This is a genomic window from Klebsiella sp. I138 (assembly GCF_051131765.1).
Classification (GTDB): Bacteria; Pseudomonadota; Gammaproteobacteria; order Enterobacterales; family Enterobacteriaceae; genus Klebsiella.
Genome location: NZ_CP180447.1, coordinates 1,470,807 through 1,493,254, shown reverse-complemented (window position 1 = coordinate 1,493,254; position 22,448 = coordinate 1,470,807). Strand labels below are relative to the sequence as shown.

The 22,448-nt window shown below is 57.0% G+C and carries 20 protein-coding genes and 1 pseudogene; 10 read left to right on the top strand and 11 right to left on the bottom strand.

Annotated elements, in window-relative coordinates; genetic code table 11:
* Positions 1-40 precede the first annotated feature (40 nt).
* The 3 genes from ACMYSK_RS06920 to nhoA all read left to right on the top strand — a co-directional run bounded on the left by ACMYSK_RS06920 (position 41) and on the right by nhoA (position 2,757).
* The gene (locus tag ACMYSK_RS06920) at positions 41-169 is read left to right on the top strand and encodes a hypothetical protein (RefSeq protein WP_434641304.1); all 129 of its coding nucleotides are present in this window, start codon (positions 41-43) and stop codon (positions 167-169) included.
* 10 nt (positions 170-179) lie between these two features.
* The gene (locus ACMYSK_RS06915) at positions 180-1,841 is read left to right on the top strand and encodes an ABC transporter permease (protein ID WP_434641303.1); all 1,662 of its coding nucleotides are present in this window, start codon (positions 180-182) and stop codon (positions 1,839-1,841) included.
* Between the two features lie 70 nt (positions 1,842-1,911).
* Positions 1,912-2,757 carry an N-hydroxyarylamine O-acetyltransferase gene (nhoA, locus tag ACMYSK_RS06910; protein ID WP_434641301.1) on the top strand — a complete coding sequence of 282 codons (846 nt, stop codon included), beginning with the start codon at positions 1,912-1,914 and terminating at the stop codon, positions 2,755-2,757.
* Between the two features lie 87 nt (positions 2,758-2,844).
* Here the strand turns inward: nhoA and ACMYSK_RS06905 are convergent, their stop codons facing one another.
* The 3 genes from ACMYSK_RS06905 to ACMYSK_RS06895 form a co-directional block, all read right to left on the bottom strand.
* Complete coding sequence (locus ACMYSK_RS06905) at positions 2,845-3,456, bottom strand: flavin reductase family protein (RefSeq protein WP_434641299.1); 612 nt, start codon at positions 3,454-3,456, stop codon at positions 2,845-2,847.
* A gap of 161 nt (positions 3,457-3,617) precedes the next feature.
* On the bottom strand, positions 3,618-4,028 hold the full coding sequence (locus ACMYSK_RS06900; protein WP_434641298.1) for a tautomerase family protein: 411 nt from the start codon (positions 4,026-4,028) through the stop codon (positions 3,618-3,620).
* Between the two features lie 10 nt (positions 4,029-4,038).
* Positions 4,039-4,353, bottom strand: a complete 315-nt coding sequence (locus tag ACMYSK_RS06895; RefSeq protein ID WP_434641296.1) for a carboxymuconolactone decarboxylase family protein — start codon at positions 4,351-4,353, stop codon at positions 4,039-4,041.
* A gap of 105 nt (positions 4,354-4,458) precedes the next feature.
* Here ACMYSK_RS06895 and ACMYSK_RS06890 point away from each other — a divergent pair, with 105 nt between their 5' ends.
* Entirely contained in the window at positions 4,459-5,361 is a 903-nt protein-coding gene (locus ACMYSK_RS06890; RefSeq protein ID WP_434641294.1) for a LysR substrate-binding domain-containing protein, read from the top strand.
* A gap of 543 nt (positions 5,362-5,904) precedes the next feature.
* On the opposite strand, the gene ACMYSK_RS06885 is transcribed toward ACMYSK_RS06890, so the two are convergent.
* The 7 genes from ACMYSK_RS06885 to ACMYSK_RS06855 all read right to left on the bottom strand — a co-directional run bounded on the left by ACMYSK_RS06885 (position 5,905) and on the right by ACMYSK_RS06855 (position 15,336).
* Entirely contained in the window at positions 5,905-6,171 is a 267-nt protein-coding gene (locus ACMYSK_RS06885; RefSeq protein WP_434641293.1) for a hypothetical protein, read from the bottom strand.
* Between the two features lie 213 nt (positions 6,172-6,384).
* Positions 6,385-7,065 (bottom strand): respiratory nitrate reductase subunit gamma, encoded by a 681-nt coding sequence (gene narI, locus ACMYSK_RS06880; protein WP_434641291.1) that lies wholly within the window; start codon positions 7,063-7,065, stop codon positions 6,385-6,387.
* Positions 7,062-7,757: a nitrate reductase molybdenum cofactor assembly chaperone gene (gene narW / locus ACMYSK_RS06875; RefSeq protein WP_434641289.1), complete on the bottom strand. Its 696-nt coding sequence runs from the start codon at positions 7,755-7,757 to the stop codon at positions 7,062-7,064. The genes narI and narW overlap by 4 nt, the downstream gene beginning before the upstream one ends.
* Positions 7,757-9,283: a nitrate reductase subunit beta gene (narH, locus tag ACMYSK_RS06870; RefSeq protein ID WP_434641288.1), complete on the bottom strand. Its 1,527-nt coding sequence runs from the start codon at positions 9,281-9,283 to the stop codon at positions 7,757-7,759. The genes narW and narH overlap by 1 nt, the downstream gene beginning before the upstream one ends.
* Positions 9,280-13,020, bottom strand: coding sequence for a nitrate reductase subunit alpha (locus ACMYSK_RS06865; RefSeq protein ID WP_434641287.1), 3,741 nt, complete (start codon positions 13,018-13,020; stop codon positions 9,280-9,282). Before ACMYSK_RS06865 ends, narH begins: the two co-directional genes overlap by 4 nt.
* Before the next feature lie 60 nt (positions 13,021-13,080).
* Positions 13,081-14,469, bottom strand: coding sequence for a NarK family nitrate/nitrite MFS transporter (locus tag ACMYSK_RS06860; protein WP_434641286.1), 1,389 nt, complete (start codon positions 14,467-14,469; stop codon positions 13,081-13,083).
* 285 nt (positions 14,470-14,754) lie between these two features.
* A complete protein-coding gene (locus tag ACMYSK_RS06855; RefSeq protein ID WP_434641284.1) occupies positions 14,755-15,336 on the bottom strand; it encodes a TetR family transcriptional regulator in 582 nt (193 codons plus the stop codon).
* A gap of 119 nt (positions 15,337-15,455) precedes the next feature.
* Here ACMYSK_RS06855 and ACMYSK_RS06850 point away from each other — a divergent pair, with 119 nt between their 5' ends.
* On the top strand, positions 15,456-16,946 hold the full coding sequence (locus ACMYSK_RS06850; RefSeq protein WP_434641282.1) for an MFS transporter: 1,491 nt from the start codon (positions 15,456-15,458) through the stop codon (positions 16,944-16,946).
* A gap of 2 nt (positions 16,947-16,948) precedes the next feature.
* Here the strand turns inward: ACMYSK_RS06850 and ACMYSK_RS06845 are convergent.
* Positions 16,949-17,837: pseudogene (locus ACMYSK_RS06845) on the bottom strand (IclR family transcriptional regulator domain-containing protein).
* Between the two features lie 121 nt (positions 17,838-17,958).
* On the opposite strand from ACMYSK_RS06845, the gene ACMYSK_RS06840 reads away from it, so the two are divergent.
* From ACMYSK_RS06840 to benB, 5 genes are all read left to right on the top strand, one after another.
* Positions 17,959-19,125, top strand: coding sequence for a muconate cycloisomerase family protein (locus ACMYSK_RS06840; protein ID WP_434641280.1), 1,167 nt, complete (start codon positions 17,959-17,961; stop codon positions 19,123-19,125).
* Between the two features lie 19 nt (positions 19,126-19,144).
* Entirely contained in the window at positions 19,145-19,435 is a 291-nt protein-coding gene (gene catC, locus ACMYSK_RS06835) for a muconolactone Delta-isomerase (protein WP_434641278.1), read from the top strand.
* Positions 19,436-19,509: 74 nt separating this feature from the next.
* A complete protein-coding gene (gene catA, locus ACMYSK_RS06830) occupies positions 19,510-20,436 on the top strand; it encodes a catechol 1,2-dioxygenase (RefSeq protein ID WP_434641277.1) in 927 nt (308 codons plus the stop codon).
* Between the two features lie 143 nt (positions 20,437-20,579).
* Entirely contained in the window at positions 20,580-21,962 is a 1,383-nt protein-coding gene (locus tag ACMYSK_RS06825) for a Rieske 2Fe-2S domain-containing protein (protein WP_434641275.1), read from the top strand.
* Positions 21,962-22,447: a benzoate 1,2-dioxygenase small subunit gene (gene benB / locus ACMYSK_RS06820; RefSeq protein WP_434641273.1), complete on the top strand. Its 486-nt coding sequence runs from the start codon at positions 21,962-21,964 to the stop codon at positions 22,445-22,447. Before ACMYSK_RS06825 ends, benB begins: the two co-directional genes overlap by 1 nt.
* Position 22,448: the final 1 nt, after the last annotated feature.

Sequence of the window (22,448 nt, the reverse complement as noted above, 5' to 3'; positions counted from 1 at the left end):
CAACGTAGCCCGGTCAGCTTAGCGCCACCGGGAAGAGGCGATGCCGGGGCATCATGCCTGGCACGTTTCCCGCATGTGGCGCTGGCGCGCCTGTCCGGGCTACCCGATGACCGCCGGCAAAGTAACCCAGACTCCAGGACCGCTGGCAAATTGTGGGCGCTCGTTTTAAGGAAATTACCGTGAAACAAAAACTGATTTCCGCCGTCACGCTAACCGCGCTGCTGGTGCTGGTGGCGTTGCCGCTGTTCTTCATCATTTTACAGGCCATTTTCCCCCATTTTAGCGCCGGTTCGCTGAGCGAGCCGTTGACGGGGGTGCCAGCGTTGTTTGCCGATCCTCAACTTTTGCCGATGTTGGGTGGCACCCTGTGGGTGGCCTGCGGCGTGGCGCTGATGAGCGTGATTATCGGCCTGCCGCTGGGTGTTCTGCGCGGTTTATTCAATGTCCCGTTGCCGCGTCTGTGGGACCTGCTGTTCCTGATCCCGTTTCTCACGCCGCCCTATATCGCGGCGCTGTCATGGATGCTGGTGCTGCAAAGCAACGGTTATCTGCAACAGATGACCGGTTGGGATCTGAACGATCTGCTGTTTAGCCGCAGCGGGATCGCACTGGTGATGACCTTTAACATCTTCCCGGTGGTCTATTTTGCCGTTTCCCGCAGCCTACTGGCGAGCGGCCAGCGGCTGGCTATTGTCGCGCGGGTCCACGGCGCGAGCGCCTGGCAGGCCTTCTGGCATATTACGCTGCCTATGCTTTCCCCAGCGCTGGCGGCGGGGATGCTGCTGGCATTTACTCTGGCGATTGAGGAGTTTGGCGTCCCGGCGGCGCTGGGATCGCGTGCCGGACTGGTGATGCTCACCGTCGGTATTGAGAAAAAACTCGCCGACTGGCCCATCGACCTGCCTGGCGCGTCGTTGCTTTCGCTGCTGCTGATCGCGGTGGCGCTGCTGGCCTGGTGGTTACAAAAGCGGCTGGTGGGTGATAAGGAAGTCACCAGCGTGACCGGCAAGCCGGGGGAAAATTGCGGGGCAGAGCTGGGATGGCTGACGCTGCCCGCCGTGCTGCTGATGCTGTGTATCGGGGGGATCGCGGTCGTACTGCCGGGGGCTTCTATGGTGTTGACCAGCCTGATGGGGACCTTGTCGGGCGGTATTCACGCCGAGAACTTTACCTTCCGGCACTTTACCGCGCTGTTTGCCCAGCACGGGGATGCCCTGTCGGCGCTAGGCACCAGCCTTTCTCTGGCACTGGCGTCGGCGCTGATTGTCGGCCTGATTGGTCTGGTCGCCGCGTGGCTGGTGCAGGTACAAAAAATCACCGGCAGTGCGATTGTTGATGCGCTGTCGCTGATGCCAGCGGCGCTGCCGGGTGTTGTCGTGGGAGTGGGGTTGATATTGCTGTGGAACCAGCCGTTCTGGCCGGTATCACCCTATAACAGCTGGTTTATGCTGCTGCTGTCGTATTGTTGCCTGCTGCTGCCGTGGCCGGTGCGCTATGTCGGTAGCGCTCTGCGTCAGCTGGGCAGTCATCTCGAACCGGCAGCAAGGGTGCACGGCGCCTCGCCCCTGCAGGCGCTGCGTCTGATTGTGCTACCGCTGGTGTTTCCTGCGCTGCTGGCCGCCATGCTGATGGTGTTTGCCGTTGCTTCGCGTGAGCTGGTGACGTCATTGCTGTTGGCCCCGGCGGGAACGCAAACCGTGGCAGTATTTATCTGGCGCCAGTTTGAGCAAGGGTCGGTTGGTCAGGGTATGGCGATGGCTTCGCTGACGCTGGTGACCGGTCTGGCGTTGATGCTCTGCGCGCTGGCTTTGATGCAGCGCGGTTCGCGTAGCCAATCCTGACCGCACAAAATATACAGTCAGACGGGAAAAATAGGCTATAAATGTCGGACACCGATTGCTGGAGGCATTGATGAGTCGATTTTTAAGCGCTTATTTTTCTCGTCTGGGTTGGACGGGCACCCCTGATGTATCCCTTAATACCTTGCGCGAGCTGCATATTCACCACAACGGCGCGATCCCGTTTGAAAACCTGGATGTGCTGCTGCCCAGAGAGATTCATCTCGACGATCGGACGCTGGAAGAGAAGCTGGTTAACGGCCGTCGCGGCGGTTATTGCTTTGAACAAAATGGCCTGCTGGAGAGAGCGCTGCGCGAGATAGGCTTTAACGTCCGTAGCCTGCTGGGCCGGGTGGTGCTGGCGAATCCAGCGCAGACGCCGCCGCGTACCCATCGCCTGCTGTTGGTCGAGGTTGAAGGCGAGCGCTGGATTGCCGATGTTGGTTTCGGCGGTCAGACGTTGACCGCACCCATCCGACTGCTGGCTGACGCCGAACAATCGACGCCGCACGGCGTATACCGGCTGATTTGTGAAGGGGATGAGTGGACGTTGCAGTACAGCCATCACGGCCACTGGCAGTCGATGTATCTTTTCGACCTTGGTCGCCAGTATGCCGCTGACTATGTGATGGGTAATTTCTGGTCGGCGCACTGGCCGCAGTCGCATTTTCGTCACCATCTGCTGATGTGCCGTCACTTACCGGACGGCGGTAAAATGACGTTAACCAACTTTCACTTTACCCACTGGGATAATGCCCACGTGGTCGAGAAGGTCGATTTAGCCGATGTTCCGGCGCTGTACGAAGCGCTGCAAACCCGCTTTGGCCTCGGCGTTGATGATGCCAAATATGGCTTTAGCGAAGCCGAGCTCGCGGCGGTAATGGCCGCGTTCGATACTCACCCGGAGGCGGGGAAGTAGCGCGACGCCGTACAGTCCGAGAAGCGGTTGGCCGTGCAGGGGGATTGTATGTCACGCATCGGTGGGCTCAGACGCTGCCGATGCGGCTTAGTTGTCGCATCTGAAATTCTCCCCGAGTCTTTCTCCCACGGAGTAGTAGTGGCGAAAAATGTAGTATAGAGGCTGCCATTTTTCGACCAAAAACCGGGGATTCCCGCAGCGGCTGCCCAGAAGCTCTTCAGCTATGTGAACCCGCAAGATACGTGCTTCCATTGCCGCCAGCTCTTCACCCGACTCTCCCAGGGGCATCTGTCGGATCATCCTGGCCTCTATTTTTACCGGACACTCTTTTACGCTTCCCGGCGAGACGCAGATACTCCCTACTTCATTGAGGCGGCTTCGCGAAAATTTGTCTTTTTCAAAACCATAGCCCATCTTTTTCTTCTGCGTCGGCAGAGGGGTTTTCGCGCTGGTCGCTGCTATCGCCTCGATGTTTCTCCACAAACGAGCATCGGGAATATTGAGCACGATTTCAGGATGGTTGGCGATGTTCTCATAGCATTGATTCACAGTGGCAAGCCCAATCATCAGGCTGTTATCAAGAATCCACCATGAGGAGATGGGACTCAGGTTTGTCGTACCATCCGGGTTGCGGGTGGAAAGCAGAGCGACCGGTGTACCAAAATATAAAGATGAAAAATCGACTGACAGCATGTTCATTTTATCCTCCTTGAGACGACTCAGAGTCGTGAATATGCTCTTCATTTGGGGGGAATACTTCGCTCTGGCACAAAGTGTCGCTGACGTGTCTGCGCTCATTGATCAGGCCGAAGTTCGACTTCGGCCCATCGCTTATCCCGATCGCGTAATCAACGACTCGCTTACTGCGGCTGAGGAATATCCGTTAAGCAGAACATCTTTCCGCTGCCGAACGACCAGTCCTCCGGCTCGGTGTAGCCGATGACGATCATCATGTTCTGCGGGCTAATACCCAGTAACTGCTCGAGTCGGTTGGTCAGGTCCTGGTAAAAACGCTGTTTTTGCTGACGGCTGCGTGCTTTGCCTGCCGTGATCTGAAACAGCAGAAAATCATCGCTGCGCCTGCCATCTCCGCCGCAGAGATAATCCGGATTAAATACGCGTCGTTGCGGGCTGTAACAATCAAATAACTGGAAACAGTCGCCCACCGGGACCGAAAAATGGCATTCAAGCGACTGTTGTAAGGCCATGCTTATCTGAGCATGCCAGCACGCGAAACGCTGTTCAGAAATAGCAATGCGGGTTACAGGCATTGGTTTCCCCTTATTCTGCGCTGAGCTGATTTAAAACGCTCAGGGCTGAAACGGCGGCGGGCCATCCGGCGTAAAAAGCGAGGTGGGTCATCAGCTCTGTCATTTCACTCTGCGTTACGCCGTTTTTACGGGCAAATTGCAGATGCCAGGCCAGCTGTTCCGGGCGATACAGCGCCACAAGTGCGCTGATGGTTATCAGGCTTCTTTCGCGTGGGGAAAGCGCCGCTCTTTGCCAGATATCGCCAAAAAGCACCTCTTCGCTCAGTGACGCCAGTTTTGGTGCCAGCCCGGCGAGATTTTCTCGCGTCAGATTCATATGGTTCATTTTTTATCTCCGGTGTGGGGTGTCACTGTCACGATATCCGGCTATGATGATTTCGATAATCATATAATTCATGGGTAACAGTCCTGAAAAACGGGATGATTAACAATGACCAGACGACCACTGACGTTTGATGCCGACGCGCTGCGCGCTTTCGTGACCGGGATGGAGCTCGGGAGTTTTGCCCTGGCTGCTGAACGCCTGGGGCGTTCAACGTCGGCGATCAGCGCTCAGCTGAAAAAGCTTGAGCAGCAGACCGGCACGGCGCTGGTGCAAAAGTCGGGCCGTCATCTGGTGCTGACGGCGGAGGGGGAGATCATGCTGGGCTACGCGCGGCGCATGCTTAACCTCAATGATGAAGCCTGTGCCGCGCTCAAGGCCAGAGGAGTGAGCGGCGAGGTACGCCTTGGTCTGCAGGAGGATTTTGGTGAGGTACTATTGCCGGCTATTCTCGGGCAATACGCCCGCGCCTGTCCTGAGGTGCAGGTAGCCGTCACCGTCAGCCGAAATGCGCCGCTTCAAGAGGGGATGGTACACCAGACGCTGGATCTGGCCCTGAGCTGGGAAGGGCGTGATCAACCGGCGTTTGATCATCCGCTGGGCAGGCTGCCGCTACGCTGGATAACGGGGGCAGAGTGTGATCTCTCCCGTTACCTCGGGAATAACCAACCGTTGCCCCTGCTGGCCTTTGAAGCACCGTGCGTGATGCGTACTGCCGCTATCGCGGCCTTAGATAAGGCCGGTATTCCCTGGCGGATTGCCTTCACCAGCCGCAGTTTGAGCGGTATCTGGGCAGCCGCTTCTGCGGGGTTAGGGGTTGCGCTGCGCACCACCATGGGCATGCCGGCGACACTGCAGGTCATTCATGCCACAACGCTGCCCGACGCAGGAGATATTGGCGTCGGGTTATATGGCGATGAACGTCGCCTTTCTGCGCCGGCAAAGCTGCTGCTTGATACCATTATTGACTGCTTTGCGCTGCATCTGCCGCCGGCTCAGGCCACGCTGTAGCAGCCGAAGTGGCAACGGCCACGTAATGCCGATGGGCTAAGGTTCGGTTCACCCTGTTAAGTCAGAGGGTTCGTTTTTACGGCGTTTTGAGCGTACGTTTGTTGTTGCCTGAACGGTGGAGTGTTCCGTTCACGGTGAATCCGCCACTTTTCTCACACCCGCAGCGTGTGAACGGCATGGGGGGCGTTTCGCTCGCCCCCCATGACCCCCGGCATTGCGCTGAAAACGGCCGCTACGCGGTATGCTCCACTCCGGCTTCATCTGGCGGACCGGGCCGGACTCGACGTCCCTGTCTCGACCGGCCCTCTGACCACCGTCCTGGTGGTCAGTCCTGGATGTGCACCTGCGTTCCCGCCCGTTTTCCTGACGCGCCTTAACCCCCGCGCTGTCATACCGTGGCTGTTCCGTCGCAGTATCATTGCTGAAGGCTTTTTTAGCGACAGAAACGAAAGTATGAAATCCCGGTATCATGCCGACGTGTGATAACCCATAAACTCATGGTTACTGGTATTTGTATTCATCCGGCGCTATCAGTCCCTATATTCATGCAAACAGCCAAATAATAAAACCGAACAACATGATGACGCCGACAAATATAATGTTGCCGGTATAGTCTTTTACTTCCTGCATATACTCATCATTAAATTGATTTAACGCCATAACGGCCTGGGTCTCGTTCTCGGCGTCCACTTCAATATGATGTTTTCTAAAGCCTTTATCCTTCATGGCATTGATGAATGCACGAGTAACCTGTTCTTTTGGAAACGCTTTACCACCGCTGGCGCTGATAAAAATGACATATTTACTCATGGTTCCCTCACAGGAAAAATCGCTTCCGTTGGCGTCAATTGCGTTAAGGCAAATACGGCAATAATGCGAGGAGAGTATAAAGCATGGCGTAGATTGACGACAGATTAACCGCTGTCTTGTGGTGCAATAAATACGCCCGGTTCCAGAACTGGAGGCCGGGCGCTTGCTTTTAACAATGAGTCAAAGCGGGCAGGGATGAAATCCGTCACGTCCTCAGCGCCGGGAACGCACCAGCTGGTAGCGGCGCGTCAGGTATTCTATCGGCGCGCTCCAGACGTGAACCAGACGGGTGAACGGGAAGATAAGGAAGATGGTCATTCCCAGCACCAGATGTATGCGGTAGATAAACGCCACGCCATCGAGATGCGCCGAGGCGCCGCCGTGGAAGGTGACAACCGCCTGCGCCCAGTCCACCAGTTTCAACATTTCACTGCCGTCAGGATGTTGGGCAGAGAAGGGAATGGTGGTTAGCCCCAGCGCGCACTGGATTAGCAGAATACTGAGGATCAGTATGTCCGCCGTTGATGACGTGGCGCGAATGCGTGGGTTGGTCAGACGACGAATCAGCAGGCCCGCGCCGCCGATCAGCGTCAGTACCCCGCAGACCCCGCCAAGAATCATTGCCATCAGTTGCTTTTGCGACATCGGCAGAAACCAGGAGTAGACCCAGTGCGGCGTCAGCATGCCGAAAAGGTGGCCGAAGAAAATACCCAGAATGCCGATATGGAACAGATTTGACCACAGCACCATACCGCGCTTGTCGAGCATCTGGCTGGAAGAGGCTCGCCAGGTGTACTGCCCGTAGTCGTAGCGTAGCCAACTGCCGATGAGAAACACCGTTCCGCACAGATACGGGTAGATATCGTAAAAAAAGACGTTCAGGTACTGTATCATTTCGGGCCTCCGGCACGGACGTCGACGTACTGTGGCGCGACGTCCTGGCTAAAGCGTCGTTGATAATTTTGCAGCGGAGAGCTGTCGCAGGCGGTGGCGTTATCTTCGATAAACTTCACCTGTTCCTCTTCCCATACTGCGTCCAGCGCCTGGCGGGTGTCATCGCGTTTCTCGCCCGCCACCTGTTTTGTGACACTGTCACTACTGAGTGGACTGCCCGCCAGCGCCAGCAGCACATCAAACAGCTGATAATATTCACACTGCCGCTGTTTCAACCGCCCGCCAAGGAGCGCCAGAATTGGGGCGACGTTTTGCAACCCCTCCCTGGCACCGTCCTGCGGCAGACTACTGAGGTACTCCAGATAGAGCGGCAGATGGTCAGGCAGTTCCCGGCAGTCGATTTGCAGTCCGGCCAGTTCATACTGATTCATCAGCTCAACCATCGCCTGGCCACGGTCGCGAGATTCGGCATGAACATGTTCAAACAGCAGCAGCGAAGTGGCGCGCCCGCGCTCAAACACTTCACACCATTCGGCCTGGCGGTCGAGCAGCGGGGCGGCCAACAGCGGCTCAACAAACCCTAGCAGGGCTGGCGCATCGGCGCGGACCAGCTCCAGCGCCTCCTCGCGGTTGTCCCACAGCAGGGTATCCGGGTACTCCAGCAGCAGACCAATGACTTTCAGAATCCGCATTAGTCCTTCTCCCCGATGTTAATGGCATCGATTCGCTGGCTGTTAAACAGGTTGAATTTGGTATCCGACCCGTGGCAACCGTCGCCGAAGGTAAAGCCACAGCCGTTGCGTTCCGGGAAGGCGTCTTCCGCCATTTCCCGGTGGCTGGTGGGGATCACAAAGCGATCTTCATAGTTGGCGATGGCCAGGTAGCGGTACATCTCTTCGACCTGCTCCACGCTTAAACCCACTTCTTCGATAGCCCTGGTATCGGTCACCCCTTCAACGGTCTGAGAACGCTTGTAGTGACGCATTGCCATCATGCGTTTCAGCGCGCGCAGAACCGGGCCGGTATCGCCCGCGCTCAGCAGGTTGGCGAGGTACTGTACCGGAATGCGCAGGCTTTCAACGGCGGGCAGGATGCTGTCACTTTTCGGCAGGCCACCGGCATCGGCAACGGACTGAATCGGCGACAGCGGCGGCACGTACCACACCATTGGCAGCGTGCGGTATTCCGGGTGCAGCGGCAGCGCCAGCTTCCAGTCCATCGCCAGCTTATAGACCGGCGATTTTTGCGCGGCGTCGATAACGTTATGAGGAATGCCCTGTTTCAGCGCCTCTTCAATCACCGCCGGGTCGTGGGGGTCGAGGAACACATCGCACTGGCGCTCATAGAGGTCGGTTTCATGTTCGGTACTGGCCGCTTCTTCAATGCGATCTGCGTCGTACAGCAGTACGCCGAGGTAGCGAATGCGCCCGACGCAGGTTTCTGAACAGACCGTCGGCTGGCCGGATTCGATGCGCGGATAGCAGAAGATGCACTTCTCTGATTTACCGCTTTTCCAGTTAAAGTAGATTTTTTTATACGGACAGCCGCTGATGCACATACGCCAGCCGCGGCATTTATCCTGGTCAATCAGGACGATACCATCTTCTTCGCGCTTATAGATGGCGCCGCTCGGACAGGTGGCAACGCAGCTCGGGTTGAGGCAGTGTTCACACAGGCGCGGGAGATACATCATGAAGGTGTTTTCAAACTGGCCGTACATCTCTTTCTGCATCGCTTCGAAGTTGCGGTCGCGGGCGCGTTTTTCAAACTCGCCGCCGAGCAGCTCTTCCCAGTTAGGCCCCCAGGTGATTTTGTCCATCCGCTTGCCGCTGATCAGCGAACGGGGTCGTGCGGTAGGCAGATGTTCGCTTTCCGGTGCGGTATGCAGATGCTGATAATCGTAGGTAAAGGGTTCGTAGTAATCGTCGATGCCCGGCAGCTGCGGGTTGGCGAAGATTTTTGACAATACGCCAACGCGGTTGCCAAGGCGTGGCGTCAGCTTGCCGGTGATCCCACGAATCCAACCGCCTTGCCACTCCTCCTGATCTTCCCAGTTCTTCGGATAGCCAATGCCGGGTTTGGTCTCGACATTGTTAAACCAGGCGTACTCCATCCCTTCGCGTCCGGTCCAGACGTTCTTGCAGGTGACCGAACAGGTATGGCAGCCGATGCATTTGTCGAGATTGAGCACCATTCCAACTTGCGAGCGTATTTTCATTTTTTCGCCTCCTGTACCTGATCGCGACCTTCGTCATCCAGCCAGTTAATGTTTTTCATTTTGCGGATCATGATGAATTCATCGCGGTTGGAGCCGACGGTACCGTAATAGTTAAAGCCGTAGGCGAGCTGTGCATAGCCGCCAATCATATGGGTCGGTTTCGGGCAAATACGGGTCACGGAGTTATGAATACCGCCGCGGCGGCCGGTGACTTCTGAACCGGGAATATTCATGATGCGTTCCTGGGCGTGGTACATCATGGTCATCCCGGGCGGCACGCGCTGGCTGACTACCGCCCTGGCAGTGAGCGCACCGTTGGCGTTGAAGGCTTCAATCCAGTCGTTGTCTTCGATCCCCAGCTCTTTGGCATCCGTTTCGCTGAGCCAGACAATCGGCCCGCCGCGCGACAGGGTCAGCATCAGCAGGTTTTCACTGTAGGTCGAGTGAATGCCCCATTTCTGATGCGGCGTGAGGAAATTGAGCGCCTTTTCCGGGAAGCCGTTGGGCGGGATCTCATGCATATGGCTGACGCTGCGGGTATCAATAGGCGGACGATATACCACCAGGCTTTCGCCAAAATCGCGCATCCACGGATGATCCTGATACAGCTGCTGGCGGCCGGAGAGGGTGCGCCACGGAATCAGCTCATGGACGTTGGTGTATCCCGCGTTGTAGGAGACGTGTTCGCTTTCAAGGCCGGACCACGTCGGGCTGGAGATGATTTTGCGCGGCTGGGCCTGGATGTCGCGAAAGCGAATCTTTTCGTCTTCTTTATTGATGGCCAGATGGGTGTGGTCGCGCCCGGTAAACTCGCCGAGGGCCTGCCAGGCTTTAACCGCCACCTGGCCGTTGGTTTCAGGCGCCAGGCTGAGGATAACCTCCGTGGCGTCGATGGCGCTGTCGATGCGCGGGCGGCCTTTCGCCGGCCCGTCAAGCTTGACGTAATTGAGCTTGCCGAGGAAATCGACCTCGTCCTGGGTTTTCCAGCTGATGCCTTTGCTGCCGTTGCCCAGCTTGTCCAGCAGCGGGCCGAGGGAGGTGAAGCGCTCGTAGGTCGCAGGATAATCGCGCTCGACCACCGCGATAGTCGGTGCGGTTTTCCCCGGGATCAGCTCGCACTCGCCCTTGTGCCAGTCAACGACATCGAAGGGCTGGGACAGCTCGCCCGCTGAATCATGTTGCAGAGGCAGGAGGACCACATCGGTCTCGGTGCCGAGGTGTCCGACGCAGACCGTCGAAAAGACATGGGCGATCTCTTTATAAATTTCCCAGTCGCTTTTTGCTTCCCAGGCCGGGTCGACGGCAGCGGAAAGCGGGTGGATAAACGGGTGCATATCCGAGGTGTTCATATCGTCTTTTTCATACCAGGTGGCGGTCGGCAGGACGATATCGGAGAACAGACAGGTGCTCGACATACGGAAATCGAGAGTCACCAGCAGATCGAGTTTGCCTTCAATAGCGGCGGTCTGCCATTCCACCTCTTCCGGTTTCACCTCATCGGTCGCCCCCAGCTCATCGCCCTGGATGCCGCTGTCGGTTCCCAGCAGATACTTGAGCATGTACTCATGCCCCTTACCGGAGGAACCCAGCAGGTTAGAACGCCAGATAAACATATTGCGCGGATGGTTTTTCCCGTTATCCGGCTGCTCGCAGGCGAAGCGGATAGCGCCGGATTTTAGTGCCTGTACGGTGTAGTCGGCCGGTGAGAGTCCGGCGGCGTCGGCCTGTTGCTTAATCGTCAGCGGGTTAACGCTGAGCTGGGGGGCGGAGGGCAGCCAGCCCATGCGTTCGGCGCGAACGTTAAAATCAATCAGATGCCCGGTATAGCGACTGGCATCCGCCAGCGGAGAGAGCAGCTCCTGCGCGGTCAGTTTTTCATAGCGCCACTGGCAGGAGTGATTATAGAAATATGAGGTGCTGTTCATCTGGCGCGGCGGGCGATTCCAGTCGGTGGCAAACGCCAGCGGCAGCCAGCCGGTCTGCGGGCGCAGTTTTTCCTGACCGACATAGTGCGACCAGCCGCCGCCGCTCTGCCCGACACAGCCGCAGAAGACCAGCATATTGATCATTCCCCGGTAGTTCATATCCATGTGGTACCAGTGGTTGACGCCGGCGCCGAGGATAATCATTGAGCGTCCGTGGGTTTTGTGGGCGGTATCGGCAAACTCCCAGGCGATTTGCTCTATGTGGCGGCGCGGAACGCCGGTAATCTGCTCCGCCCAGGCCGGAGTGTAGGCTTTCACATCGTTGAAGTCGGCGGCCGCGTTAACATCGTCAAGCCCCCGGTCGAGGCCGTAGTTGGCCAGGACCAGGTCATAAACGCTAACCACCAGTTTGCTCTCGCCGCTGGCCAGCGTCAGACGTTTGGCCGGCAGCTGGTGAATCAGCACGGGGTCTTGTTTCACGCTGCGAAAATGCGGGTTCTCATTGCCGCCGAAGTAGGGGAATCCCACGGCCGCGACGGCGTCTTTAATATCCAGTAATGACAGTGCCAGCTCGGTCTCTTTTCCGGCGGCCAGTGCTTCGAGGTTCCATTTTCCTTTTTCTCCCCAGCGAAAACCGATGGAGCCATTGGGGGCAACCAGTTCACCTGCCGTACTGAAGGCCACGGTTTTCCACTCCGGGTTATTGCTCTCGCCCAGTCCGTCCAGCAGGTCAGAGGCGCGCACCATTCGTCCGGGTACCGTGGTGCCGTCACCGCGTTCATCGAGCATCACCAGCATTGGCATATCGGTATAGTGGCGGCAATAGTTGAGGAAGTAGTCGCTCGGGTTGTCGAGATGAAAGCGTTTGAGGATCACATGACCCATCGCCATGGCCAGGGCGCTGTCGGTACCCTGTTTTGGCGCCAGCCACTGATCGCACAGCTTCGCCACTTCCGAATAGTCCGGCGTAATGGCAATGGTTTTCGTGCCTTTGTAGCGCACCTCGGTAAAGAAATGGGCGTCAGGGGTTCGGGTTTGTGGAACGTTAGATCCCCAGGCGATGATGTAGCTGGAGTTATACCAGTCGGCGGATTCCGGCACGTCGGTCTGCTCACCCCAGGTCATCGGTGAGGCAGGGGGAAGGTCGCAGTACCAGTCGTAGAAACTCAGGCAGGTACCACCGATCAGCGACAGGTAGCGGGTACCGGCGGCGTAAGAGACCATTGACATCGCCGGGATGGGTGAAAAGCCGACAATCCGGTCCGGGCCATAGTGCTTGATGGTCCAGACGTTAGCGGCGGCAATCAGTTGGTTCAGCTCTTTCCAGGTCGAGCGAATAAATCCACCTTTTCCGCGCACTTTTTTGTAACTCAGACACTTTTGCGGATCCTCCATGATGCTGTTCCAGGCTTCGACCGGATCGGGATGCCGGGCCAGCGCTTCGCGCCACAGTTCAATCAGCCGCTTGCGCGCCAGCGGGTATTTGAGCCGGTTGGCGCTGTAGAGATACCAGGAATAGCTGGCGCCACGCGGGCAGCCGCGCGGCTCATGATTGGGCAGATCCGGGCGGGTGCGCGGATAGTCCGTCTGCTGAGTTTCCCAGGTCACAAGCCCGTTTTTGACGTAAATTTTCCAGCTGCATGAGCCGGTACAGTTTACCCCGTGCGTTGAGCGGACGATCTTGTCGAACTGCCAGCGCTGGCGGTAGCTATCTTCCCAGTCGCGGTTGGTGTCCAGCACCTGGCCGTGGCCGTTGGCAAAGGTCTCGCGTTTCTGCTTAAAGTAGCGAAAGCGATCCAGTAGTTTGCTCATGACATTATCTCCTGACGGAGGCAGGCGCCTCCGTGGTTACCGTGCTCAGCATGGTTGTGATTATTTTGTGGCGGGCTTGCGACGGCCGTAGACCAGCCAGGTCACCAGTACGCAAACGACATAAAAGACAAAGAAAACCTTCATGGCGCCGACCGGGGAGCCGGTCATCGCGAGCGAGGTACCGAAGGCTTTGGGGATGAAAAAGCCGCCGACCGCGCCGATGGCGGAGATAAACCCGAGCGCGGCAGCGGTATCGGTCACCGCTTCATGCTGGGCCTGTTCATCGGTGCCGCCGCGTTTCTTGACGCTATCAATGGTTATCTGGCGGAAGATCACGGCGATCATCTGGAAGGTAGAGCCGCTGCCAAGACCGGCGGTCAGGAACAGCCCCATAAACACGATATAAAAGGCCAGGAAGCTTCCTGAACCGGAGCCGGGTAAGGTGAGGAACAGCAGGCCGGTAAACAGTGCCATCAGGATAAAGTTCACCAACGTCACCTTTACGCCGCCCAGACGGTCGGAAATGATGCCGCCAAAGGATCGCGCCAGGGCGCCGATAAACGGGCCAAAGAAGGCCAGCTTGAGGATATTCACATCCGGAAACTGGGTTTTGGCCAGCATCGCGAAGCCGGCGGAAAAGCCGATAAATGAGCCGAAGGTGGCCAGGTAAAGCAGACTCAACAGCCACATATGCGGACGCTTCAACACCGGGAGCTGATCGCGAATTGAGGTTTTGGCACCGGCGATATCGTTCATGCCGAACCACGCCGCCACGGTGGCCGCGAGCAGCAGCGGCACCCAGATGAGCGGCGAGTTTCCTAACCACAGTGTTGTGCCGTCCGGCTGGTCGGCACCGTGAACGCCAACAAAGGTGAAGACGGGTACAAAAATAACGACGGGTGAGAGTAACTGCATCACGCTGACGCCGAGGTTGCCCAGACCACCGTTTACCCCGAGAGCGCTGCCTTGCTTCGCTTTCGGATAGAAAAAGCTGATGTTGCCCATGCTGGAGGCAAAGTTAGCCCCGGCAAAGCCGCAGAGCAGGGCGATAAGAATAAATATCCAGAATGGCGTGGCCGGGTTTTGCACTGCGATGCCAAGCCACAGGCAGGGGATCACTAAAATAACGGTACTGAATACCGTCCAGTAGCGTCCGCCAAATATGGGTACCATAAAAGAATAGGGCACGCGCAATATTGCCCCGGAAAGTGAAGGGAGCGCGGTTAATAAAAAAAGCTGGTCCGTTGTGAAATTAAATCCGACTTTATTGAGGTTGACTGCCACAGCGCTGAATAACATCCAGACGCAGAAGGCGAGAAGTAAACAACTTACTGAAATACACAGATTTCTTCGCGCAATGGCTTTCCCTTTATTTTCCCAGAATGCCGGATTTTCCGGGCGCCAGTCTTTTAAAAGGTAATGATTATCTTTCTCATTTTCTCTTGACATATTGCCCTCGAATGCACAGTAACCAAAGAAAAATTAAATATGAGAAAACAGCAAATTAAAGAGAAGAGGTGATCAAGGCTGGTCGAATTAATTATTGTAATGCTTGAAGAATAGATAAAAAAAACGCGGCACAAGAAAGCGCGTGGTGAATAGGGGTTTATTATTTGTTACTAAATGTAAATGAAATGTACTCAAAACTGCACCACTGCCGGGTGCGGAGGTGGGGCCAGCAGGGCGGCAGGCCTGTCGTCACGGCGCTTGCCGGGGGAGCTGCTGAGATAGCGTTTACGGGCGTAATAGCTCCATCGTTATATAATAGTTTATATAACGTGTAAATGCGCTGTCGTCGATTGCTTTTATTCCCAGCGTATAAATACCGTCCAGCCCGCAGACCAGGGCAATTAAACGCCAGGCGATGTCCTCTGCGCCATCGCCGGGGTGGAATTCGCCGGTTTCGGTACCGCTGCGAATGATATTCACCGTCTCTTCGTGCCACATCGACATGGTGAGCAGATAGGCCTCTTTGATGATGCTATCGCTGCCGGAGAGCAGCTGCCCTTCACGCCACAGACGGATGTAGGGCTCCAGGCGACCATCTTCGCTGCCGAGCATTGAAAACAGGCGCTCGCGGCAGCTTGCATCTTCGGTGACCAGCTGAATATCCAGCATTTCACGAATCAGACGAACGAAGGCCTGCGCTTTGAGTTCGCCGATGGAGGTGAAATGGTGGTGCAGCTGCCCGGTGGATACGTCGGCTTCGGCGGCAATCTGGCGCACGGTCATCGCACTTAATCCGCCCTGCAACGCGACGCGCATTGCCGCCTGCATGATGACTTCCCGCCGCGCTTCCCGATTTAAGTAATGCATATTTCCCCGCTGAGCCTTGGTTTTCCTCGATAGTAACAAAAAGTTGGACAGATGTTCAACATTCCGGCAGGATCGCAATCCTGGACGCGTGTCCAATTTGGAAAGTTGAGGAAAAAGGTATGTCTCGGCAATGGTTAACGCTTGTGGCGATTTTACTGGTATATGTGCCGGTGGCGATCGATGCCACGGTACTGCATGTCGCCGCGCCAACGCTTAGCATGTCGTTGGGGACCAGCAGCAATGAGCTGCTGTGGATCATTGATATTTATTCATTAGTGATGGCCGGAATGGTGCTGCCGATGGGCGCGCTGGGCGACAAAATTGGCTTTAAACGACTGCTGCTGCTCGGCAGCGCTATTTTTGGCGTATCGTCGCTGGCGGCGGCATTTTCTCCTACCGCGCTGGCGCTGATCGCCTCTCGTGCGCTGCTGGCTATTGGCGCGGCGATGATTGTCCCGGCAACGCTTGCCGGTATCAGGAACACGTTTTCCCAGGCGCGGCATAGGAATATGGCGCTCGGCCTGTGGGCGGCGATTGGTTCCGGTGGCGCCGCTTTCGGTCCGCTGGTGGGCGGCATACTGCTGGAACATTTCTACTGGGGATCGGTGTTTCTGATCAACGTCCCCATTGTGCTGGCAGTTATCGCCTTCAGCGCCCGGATGGTGCCACGTCAGCCGGCGCGGCGCGAACAGCCGCTTAATATTATGCAGGCCTTGATGCTTATTGCGGCGATCCTGATGCTGGTGTTCAGTGCAAAATCAGCCCTGAAAGGGCAGATGGCATTATGGATGGCCGGAGTCATCGCGCTGGTTGGTCTGGCGCTGTTGGTGCATTTTGTTCGCCAGCAGCTTTCTGCCGCGACCCCGATGGTCGATATGCGTCTGTTTACGCATCGTATTATCTTAAGCGGCGTGATGATGGCGATGACCGCGCTGATAACCCTGGTCGGTTTTGAACTGCTGATGGCGCAGGAGCTCCAGTTTGTCCACGGCAAAACGCCGTTTGAAGCCGGACTGTTTATGCTGCCGCTGATGCTGGCAAGCGGGTTTAGCGGGCCGATTGCCGGAGTCATGGTCTCCCGCCTTGGTCTGCGGCAGGTGGCGACCGGCGGCATGCTGCTGAGCGCGTTCAGCTTCCTTGGCCTGTCGATGACCGATTTCAGCACCCAGCAGTGGCAGGCGTGGGGATTGATGATTCTGTTAGGGTTCAGCGTTGCCAGCGCGCTGCTGGCTTCCGGTTCGGCCATTATGGCCGCGGCACCGAAAGAGAAAGCGGCGGCGGCGGGCGCGATCGAAACCATGGCCTATGAGCTGGGAGCCGGTCTGGGGATCGCGCTGTTCGGCCTGATTCTGACCCGCAGCTACAGCTCATCGATTGTGCTACCTGCCGGAGTGGAAGGCCAGGCAGCGGCGCAGGCGTCTTCCTCGATAAGCGAGGCGATTGCGCTGGCGCAATCGCTGCCCGCTATCCCGGCGCACTCCTTGATTGAGGCGGCGAAAACCGCGTTTATCAGTGCTCACAGCATTGTGCTGGCTACCGCCGGTGTTCTGCTGCTGCTGCTGGCCGTCGGGATCTGGCGCAGTCTGGCGAAGGCCCCCGACATGACCTGACCCTACAGCTGGAGAGAAAGCTCCATGGCCGCCCGTCGTAGCGGGGCCAGCGCTTTCTCTCTCAGGGCGGCGGCGCTCATGGTCGCGGCGGGCACGCCGACATTGAGTGCCGCCACCACCTGGCCGCTGCGTGACAGCAGCGGCACCGCCAGCGAACACAATCCCACTTCAATTTGCCGATCCGCAAGCGCATATCCCTGCATCCGCACCCGGGCGATTTCCTGTCTTAATCCCGCTAAATCACAGAGCGTATGCGGGGTGTAGCGAATTAAACTTGCGCGTGACAACGTCACATCAAGTTGTTCTTCCGGCAGCGCGCTGAGCAGTACGCGACCCATTGAGGTCGCCCAGGCGGGAAGGCGGCTGCCGCGACCGATGTCGACGCTCAGCAAATTGTTGACCGCGGCTCTGGCGATATACAGTACGTTATCGCCGTCGAGAGTGGCGGCGGAACAGGACTCGCCCAGGGTCTTGCCGAGGCCGTCCAGCGCGGTCTGAGCGACTTTCGCCAGCGGCGTCCCGGCCAGATAGGCATGCCCGACGGCTAATACGCGCGGCAGCAGTTCATAGCCGCGCCCGTCCGGACTGTGGACCATACCGAGCGCGGCCAGGGTGTACAGGCAGCGGCGGACGGCGGCGCGGGAAATCTGCGTTTTCTGGCTGAGCTGCGAGATAGTCAGCCGCTGGCGCTGGGGAGTAAAGGCATTGAGAACTTCCAGTCCGCGCGCCAGTGACAGCATAAAGTTGGGGTCATGTTCGGCCTGCCTGGCGCTGAGGGGGGTTGGCGGTGTAGCGCTCATTGAATTCCTCTACATTCGAAGACAAAAGCTCACGGGGCACCACTATACCGCGCGTAAAAAGGGCGGCGGCGGAATGTGCCGGTTTTACCACTCGGATCACATTATTAACCTCATTTTAACAAGCGCGTCGATAATCGCACAACATTTCGATTATCGCCGTTGACCATTTCACTGGCTCCCCCCTATTGTCAAAGGCACCGTCACCCCTCGTTATGGTTGGGTGCACAAAAAGTTATGAATTTAACGATCAGGAAGAAAACATGACCGCGACCGTAGAACGCATTGAAAGCTGGCTGGTTGACCTCCCGACTATTCGCCCGCACAAACTCTCAATGACAACCATGGGCTGCCAGACGCTGGTGATTGTCCGCATAACGCGCTCTGACGGCATTTGCGGTATTGGCGAAGCGACCACCATTGGCGGTCTGAGCTATGGCGTCGAAAGCCCGGAGGCCATCTCTTCCGCCATCAGTCATTACCTGACACCGCTGCTCAAGGGACAGCCCGCCGATAATCTCAATGCGCTGACCCAGCGTATGAATAGCGCCATCAAAGGTAATACCTTCGCCAAATCCGCTATTGAGACCGCGCTGCTGGATGCGCAGGGTAAGGCGCTGGGGCTGCCGGTTTCAGCGCTGTTGGGCGGGGCGTTGCAGACTTCGTTACCGGTACTGTGGACGCTGGCGAGCGGCGATACCAACAAAGACATCGCCGAAGGGGAAAGGCTGCTGGCCGACCGTCGCCACCAGGCGTTTAAGTTAAAAATTGGCGCGCGCGATCTGGCCACCGATTTGCGCCATACCCGCGCGATTGTCGAAGCCCTGGGGGACCGGGCCAGTATTCGTGTCGACGTCAATCAGGCCTGGGATGCCACCGCAGCGGCTAAAGGCTGTCGTGAGCTGGCGGCGATGGGCATCGACTTAATTGAACAACCGGTCAGCGCGCAGGACAACGCGGCGCTGGTTCGCCTCAGTCACCACGTCAATACCGCGATTCTGGCCGATGAAGCCGTAGCCACCCACTACGACGGCTATCGCCTGGCGCAGCAGGGATTCAGCGGCGCATATGCGCTGAAAATCGCCAAAGCCGGCGGCCCGGCCAGCGTCCTGGCTCTGGCGCACGTCGCGCAGGCGGCGGGTATCGGTTTGTATGGCGGAACCATGCTGGAAGGAACCGTCGGCACCGTCGCGTCACTGCACGCCTGGTCGACGCTGCCGCTGCAATGGGGCACGGAAATGTTTGGCCCGCTGCTGCTCAAAGATGACATCGTCAGCGTGCCGCTGACTTTCGCCAACGGCAGCGTCGTTCTGCCGCAGACGCCGGGGTTAGGCGTTGAGCTTGATGAAGAGAAATTGCAGTTCTATGCCCGCAAAGCGTGAGGCATGACAGGAGAAAAATATGCTGTTTAAAGTGGATATGACCGTCAAGATCCCGCTGGGATATCCAGTGGCTGAGATTGAGGAAATTAAACAACGAGAAAAAGCCTATTCGCAGCAATTACAGCGTGAAGGCAAATGGCGACATATCTGGCGCGTCGCCGGGCTGTACGCCAACGTCAGTATTTTTGATGTGCGAGATGCCGACGAGTTACACCAGATTTTAATGGGCCTGCCGTTATACCCGTTTATGGAAATACGCGTGGAGGCATTGTGTCGCCATCCCTCCTCGGTGCGTGAAGACGATAGCTAATAATAAGAAACCTCGCGCCGGGCATACCGGCGTAAACCCTACAAGCAACCTGCAAGCAATAAGTGAGAATCACAATGAAAAATTCTTTCGTACAACAAGACGCCGTGCAGAAATTATTACGTGAAAGTGCCGGGTTAAACGTTCCCGGTGGTAATGAACGCTTTAAAGCCATTGTGCATCGTTTACTGGAAGATATGTGTACCCTGATCGACGATTATAATATTACCCAGGAAGAGTTCTGGCATGCGGTGAACTATCTGCATGAGCTGGGCGGGCGTCAGGAAGCCGCGCTGCTGGCGGCCGGCCTCGGCCTTGAGCACTTCCTCGACCTGCGCCAGGATGCGATTGACGCCGCAGCGCATCGGGAAACCGGCACGCCGCGTACCATTGAAGGGCCGCTGTACGTTGCCAATGCGCCGCTGGCGGAAGGGCACACGCGGATGGATGACGGTCACGATGCCGGTGAAGTCATGTGGTTGCATGGCCAGGTGTGCGATACCCAGGGCCGCCCGGTCGCTAACGCCATTGTGGATATCTGGCACGCCAACACGCTGGGGAACTATTCGTTCTTCGACCAGAGCCAGAGTGAATATAACCTGCGTCGCCGCATTCGTACCGGTGCCGATGGCCGCTACAGCGTGCGCAGTATTATGCCTTCCGGATACGGCTGCCCGCCGGATGGCCCAACCCAGAAGCTGCTTGACCAGCTGGGTCGCCACGGCAACCGTCCGGCACATATTCACTTCTTCGTCTCCGCACCGGGCCATAAGCACTTAACCAGCCAGATTAACCTTAATGGCGATAAGTACCTGTGGGACGATTTTGCTTTCGCCACTCGCGACGGTCTGATCGCCGACCCGGTTAAAATTACCGACCGCGAACTGATTTCTCAGCGTAAGCTCGACGGCGAACACACCGAAGTTCGCTTCGACTTTACCTTGTGCACGGCCCAGAGCGCCGAAGAAGAACAGCGTATTTCCCGCCTGCGCGCGCAAGAGTAATGACCGGCGCACCGCCTGGACACTGCGTCCGGGCCGGTGAGCCTTGCTATCGCCCGGCCGGAGTCGTGCGGCCGGGGATATTCCCGAATTCGTTATTCTCTCTGATTTCATTGATTCCTGAATTCTGCAGGAGGGCTAAGCTCATGCAAAAAACACTCTCGCTATTAAAAGATAAAATCAGTAATGCATTAATTGTCGATCGCCAAAAACATATTTACCGCTGCCATCGTTCAATCTTTACCGATGCTCAGTTATTCGATTTTGAGATTAAGCATATATTTGAAGGGAACTGGGTGTTCCTCGCTCATGAAAGCCAGATTCCTGAACCCGGCGATTATTTCACTCTGACGCTGGGACGCCAGCCGGTTATTATTACCCGCGATAAAAAGAATGAATTACATGCGTTAATTAACAGCTGCGCCCATCGCGGCGCGATGTTATGCCGGCGTAAGACCGGGAATAAAAACTCGTTCACCTGTCCGTTCCACGGCTGGACCTTTGGCAACAATGGAAAATTGCTGAAAGCCAAAGATGAAAGCACCGGCGGATATCCGCAGACCTTCAAGCATGAAGGATCGCACGACCTGAAAAAGCTGCCGCGCTTTCAGTCTTATCGCGGGTTTTTATTCGGCAGCCTCAGTGAAGACGTACAGCCGCTGGAAGCCTATCTCGGCGAAACCTGCAAAATTATCGATCTGATGGTCGATCAGGCGCCGCAAGGGCTGGAAGTGCTAAAAGGCTCCTCCAGCTATGTCTACGAGGGTAACTGGAAGCTGGGTGCAGAAAACGGCGCCGATGGCTATCACGTCAGCGTGGTGCACTGGAACTATGCCTCCACGATGTCGCGCCGTAATTATGAAGCGGAGGGGACGCATTCCGTCGATGCCAACGGCTGGTCGAAAAGCCTCGGTGGCGGCTACGGATTTGAGAACGGCCATATGCTGCTGTGGACCCGGGCGCTGAACCCGGAAGTCCGCCCGGTCTATGCCCATCAGGACTGTTTACAAGCCGAGTTTGGCGAGCTGCGTGCCGACCAGATGGTCAACGAAACGCGCAATCTTTGCCTCTATCCGAACGTCTATTTGATGGACCAGTTCTCCACGCAGATCCGCGTTATTCGTCCCATCGCGGTAGACAAAACCGAAGTCACTATCTGGTGCTTCGCCCCAAAAGGTGAACCGGACCAGGCCCGCGCGTTACGCATCCGCCAGTACGAGGATTTCTTTAACGTGAGCGGCATGGGGACGCCGGACGACCTCGAAGAGTTCAGCGCCTGCCAGCGCGGTTATCTTGGCGAGAGCCTGGCGTGGAGCGATCTCAGTCGCGGTGCGCTGCACTGGGTCGATGGCCCGGATGAACACGCCCGGCATGCCGGATTCACTCCGTTGCTCAGTGGGGTGAAATCGGAAGATGAAGCGCTGTACATCGCCCATCACCATCACTGGCAAAACGTGATGCTGGCGGCGCTGGAAAAAGAGCAGCAGCGCTATGAACAGTCGATTACTCAACGTGTGGAGGTGGTGTAATGCTGACGCTTGAACAGGTTCGCCAGTTTCTCTATTACGAAGCCCGCCTGCTGGACGACCGGCAGTGGGATGAGTGGCTGACGTGCTACAGCCCGAAAGTGGTCTTCTGGATGCCGGCATGGGGGGATGACGACAAGCTGACCCGCGATCCGCAGCGCGAAATTTCCCTGATTTATTACCCCAACCGCGACGGGCTTGAAGACCGCGTTTACCGCATTAAAACGGAACGCTCCGGCGCCAGTACGCCAGAGCCACGCACCACCCACATGATTAGCAACGTTGAACTGCTCGGCGAGAACGAGCAGGGCATGGAGGTGCGCTACAACTGGGTGACCTACAGCCACCGCTACCAGCATACCGATGCCTATTTTGGCTCAACCTGCTGCACCCTGGCGGCAGGCGACGGCAAACCGCAGATCCTGCGTAAAACGGTACGCCTGAACAACGATTACATCCGTCAGGTGATCGACGTTTACCATATTTAAG

What these genes read in the sequence shown, in the direction of transcription:
- ACMYSK_RS06920 (WP_434641304.1), top strand. Translation starts at nt 41, where the DNA reads ATGCCGGGGCATCATGCCTGGCACGTTTCCCGCATGTGGCGCTGGCGC.
- nhoA (WP_434641301.1), top strand. Translation starts at nt 1,912, where the DNA reads ATGAGTCGATTTTTAAGCGCTTATTTTTCTCGTCTGGGTTGGACGGGC.
- ACMYSK_RS06905 (WP_434641299.1), bottom strand. Translation starts at nt 3,456, where the DNA reads ATGAACATGCTGTCAGTCGATTTTTCATCTTTATATTTTGGTACACCG.
- ACMYSK_RS06900 (WP_434641298.1), bottom strand. Translation starts at nt 4,028, where the DNA reads ATGCCTGTAACCCGCATTGCTATTTCTGAACAGCGTTTCGCGTGCTGG.
- ACMYSK_RS06895 (WP_434641296.1), bottom strand. Translation starts at nt 4,353, where the DNA reads ATGAACCATATGAATCTGACGCGAGAAAATCTCGCCGGGCTGGCACCA.
- ACMYSK_RS06890 (WP_434641294.1), top strand. Translation starts at nt 4,459, where the DNA reads ATGACCAGACGACCACTGACGTTTGATGCCGACGCGCTGCGCGCTTTC.
- ACMYSK_RS06885 (WP_434641293.1), bottom strand. Translation starts at nt 6,171, where the DNA reads ATGAGTAAATATGTCATTTTTATCAGCGCCAGCGGTGGTAAAGCGTTT.
- narI (WP_434641291.1), bottom strand. Translation starts at nt 7,065, where the DNA reads ATGATACAGTACCTGAACGTCTTTTTTTACGATATCTACCCGTATCTG.
- narW (WP_434641289.1), bottom strand. Translation starts at nt 7,757, where the DNA reads ATGCGGATTCTGAAAGTCATTGGTCTGCTGCTGGAGTACCCGGATACC.
- narH (WP_434641288.1), bottom strand. Translation starts at nt 9,283, where the DNA reads ATGAAAATACGCTCGCAAGTTGGAATGGTGCTCAATCTCGACAAATGC.
- ACMYSK_RS06865 (WP_434641287.1), bottom strand. Translation starts at nt 13,020, where the DNA reads ATGAGCAAACTACTGGATCGCTTTCGCTACTTTAAGCAGAAACGCGAG.
- ACMYSK_RS06860 (WP_434641286.1), bottom strand. Translation starts at nt 14,469, where the DNA reads ATGTCAAGAGAAAATGAGAAAGATAATCATTACCTTTTAAAAGACTGG.
- ACMYSK_RS06855 (WP_434641284.1), bottom strand. Translation starts at nt 15,336, where the DNA reads ATGCATTACTTAAATCGGGAAGCGCGGCGGGAAGTCATCATGCAGGCG.
- ACMYSK_RS06850 (WP_434641282.1), top strand. Translation starts at nt 15,456, where the DNA reads ATGTCTCGGCAATGGTTAACGCTTGTGGCGATTTTACTGGTATATGTG.
- ACMYSK_RS06840 (WP_434641280.1), top strand. Translation starts at nt 17,959, where the DNA reads ATGGTTGGGTGCACAAAAAGTTATGAATTTAACGATCAGGAAGAAAAC.
- catC (WP_434641278.1), top strand. Translation starts at nt 19,145, where the DNA reads ATGCTGTTTAAAGTGGATATGACCGTCAAGATCCCGCTGGGATATCCA.
- catA (WP_434641277.1), top strand. Translation starts at nt 19,510, where the DNA reads ATGAAAAATTCTTTCGTACAACAAGACGCCGTGCAGAAATTATTACGT.
- ACMYSK_RS06825 (WP_434641275.1), top strand. Translation starts at nt 20,580, where the DNA reads ATGCAAAAAACACTCTCGCTATTAAAAGATAAAATCAGTAATGCATTA.
- benB (WP_434641273.1), top strand. Translation starts at nt 21,962, where the DNA reads ATGCTGACGCTTGAACAGGTTCGCCAGTTTCTCTATTACGAAGCCCGC.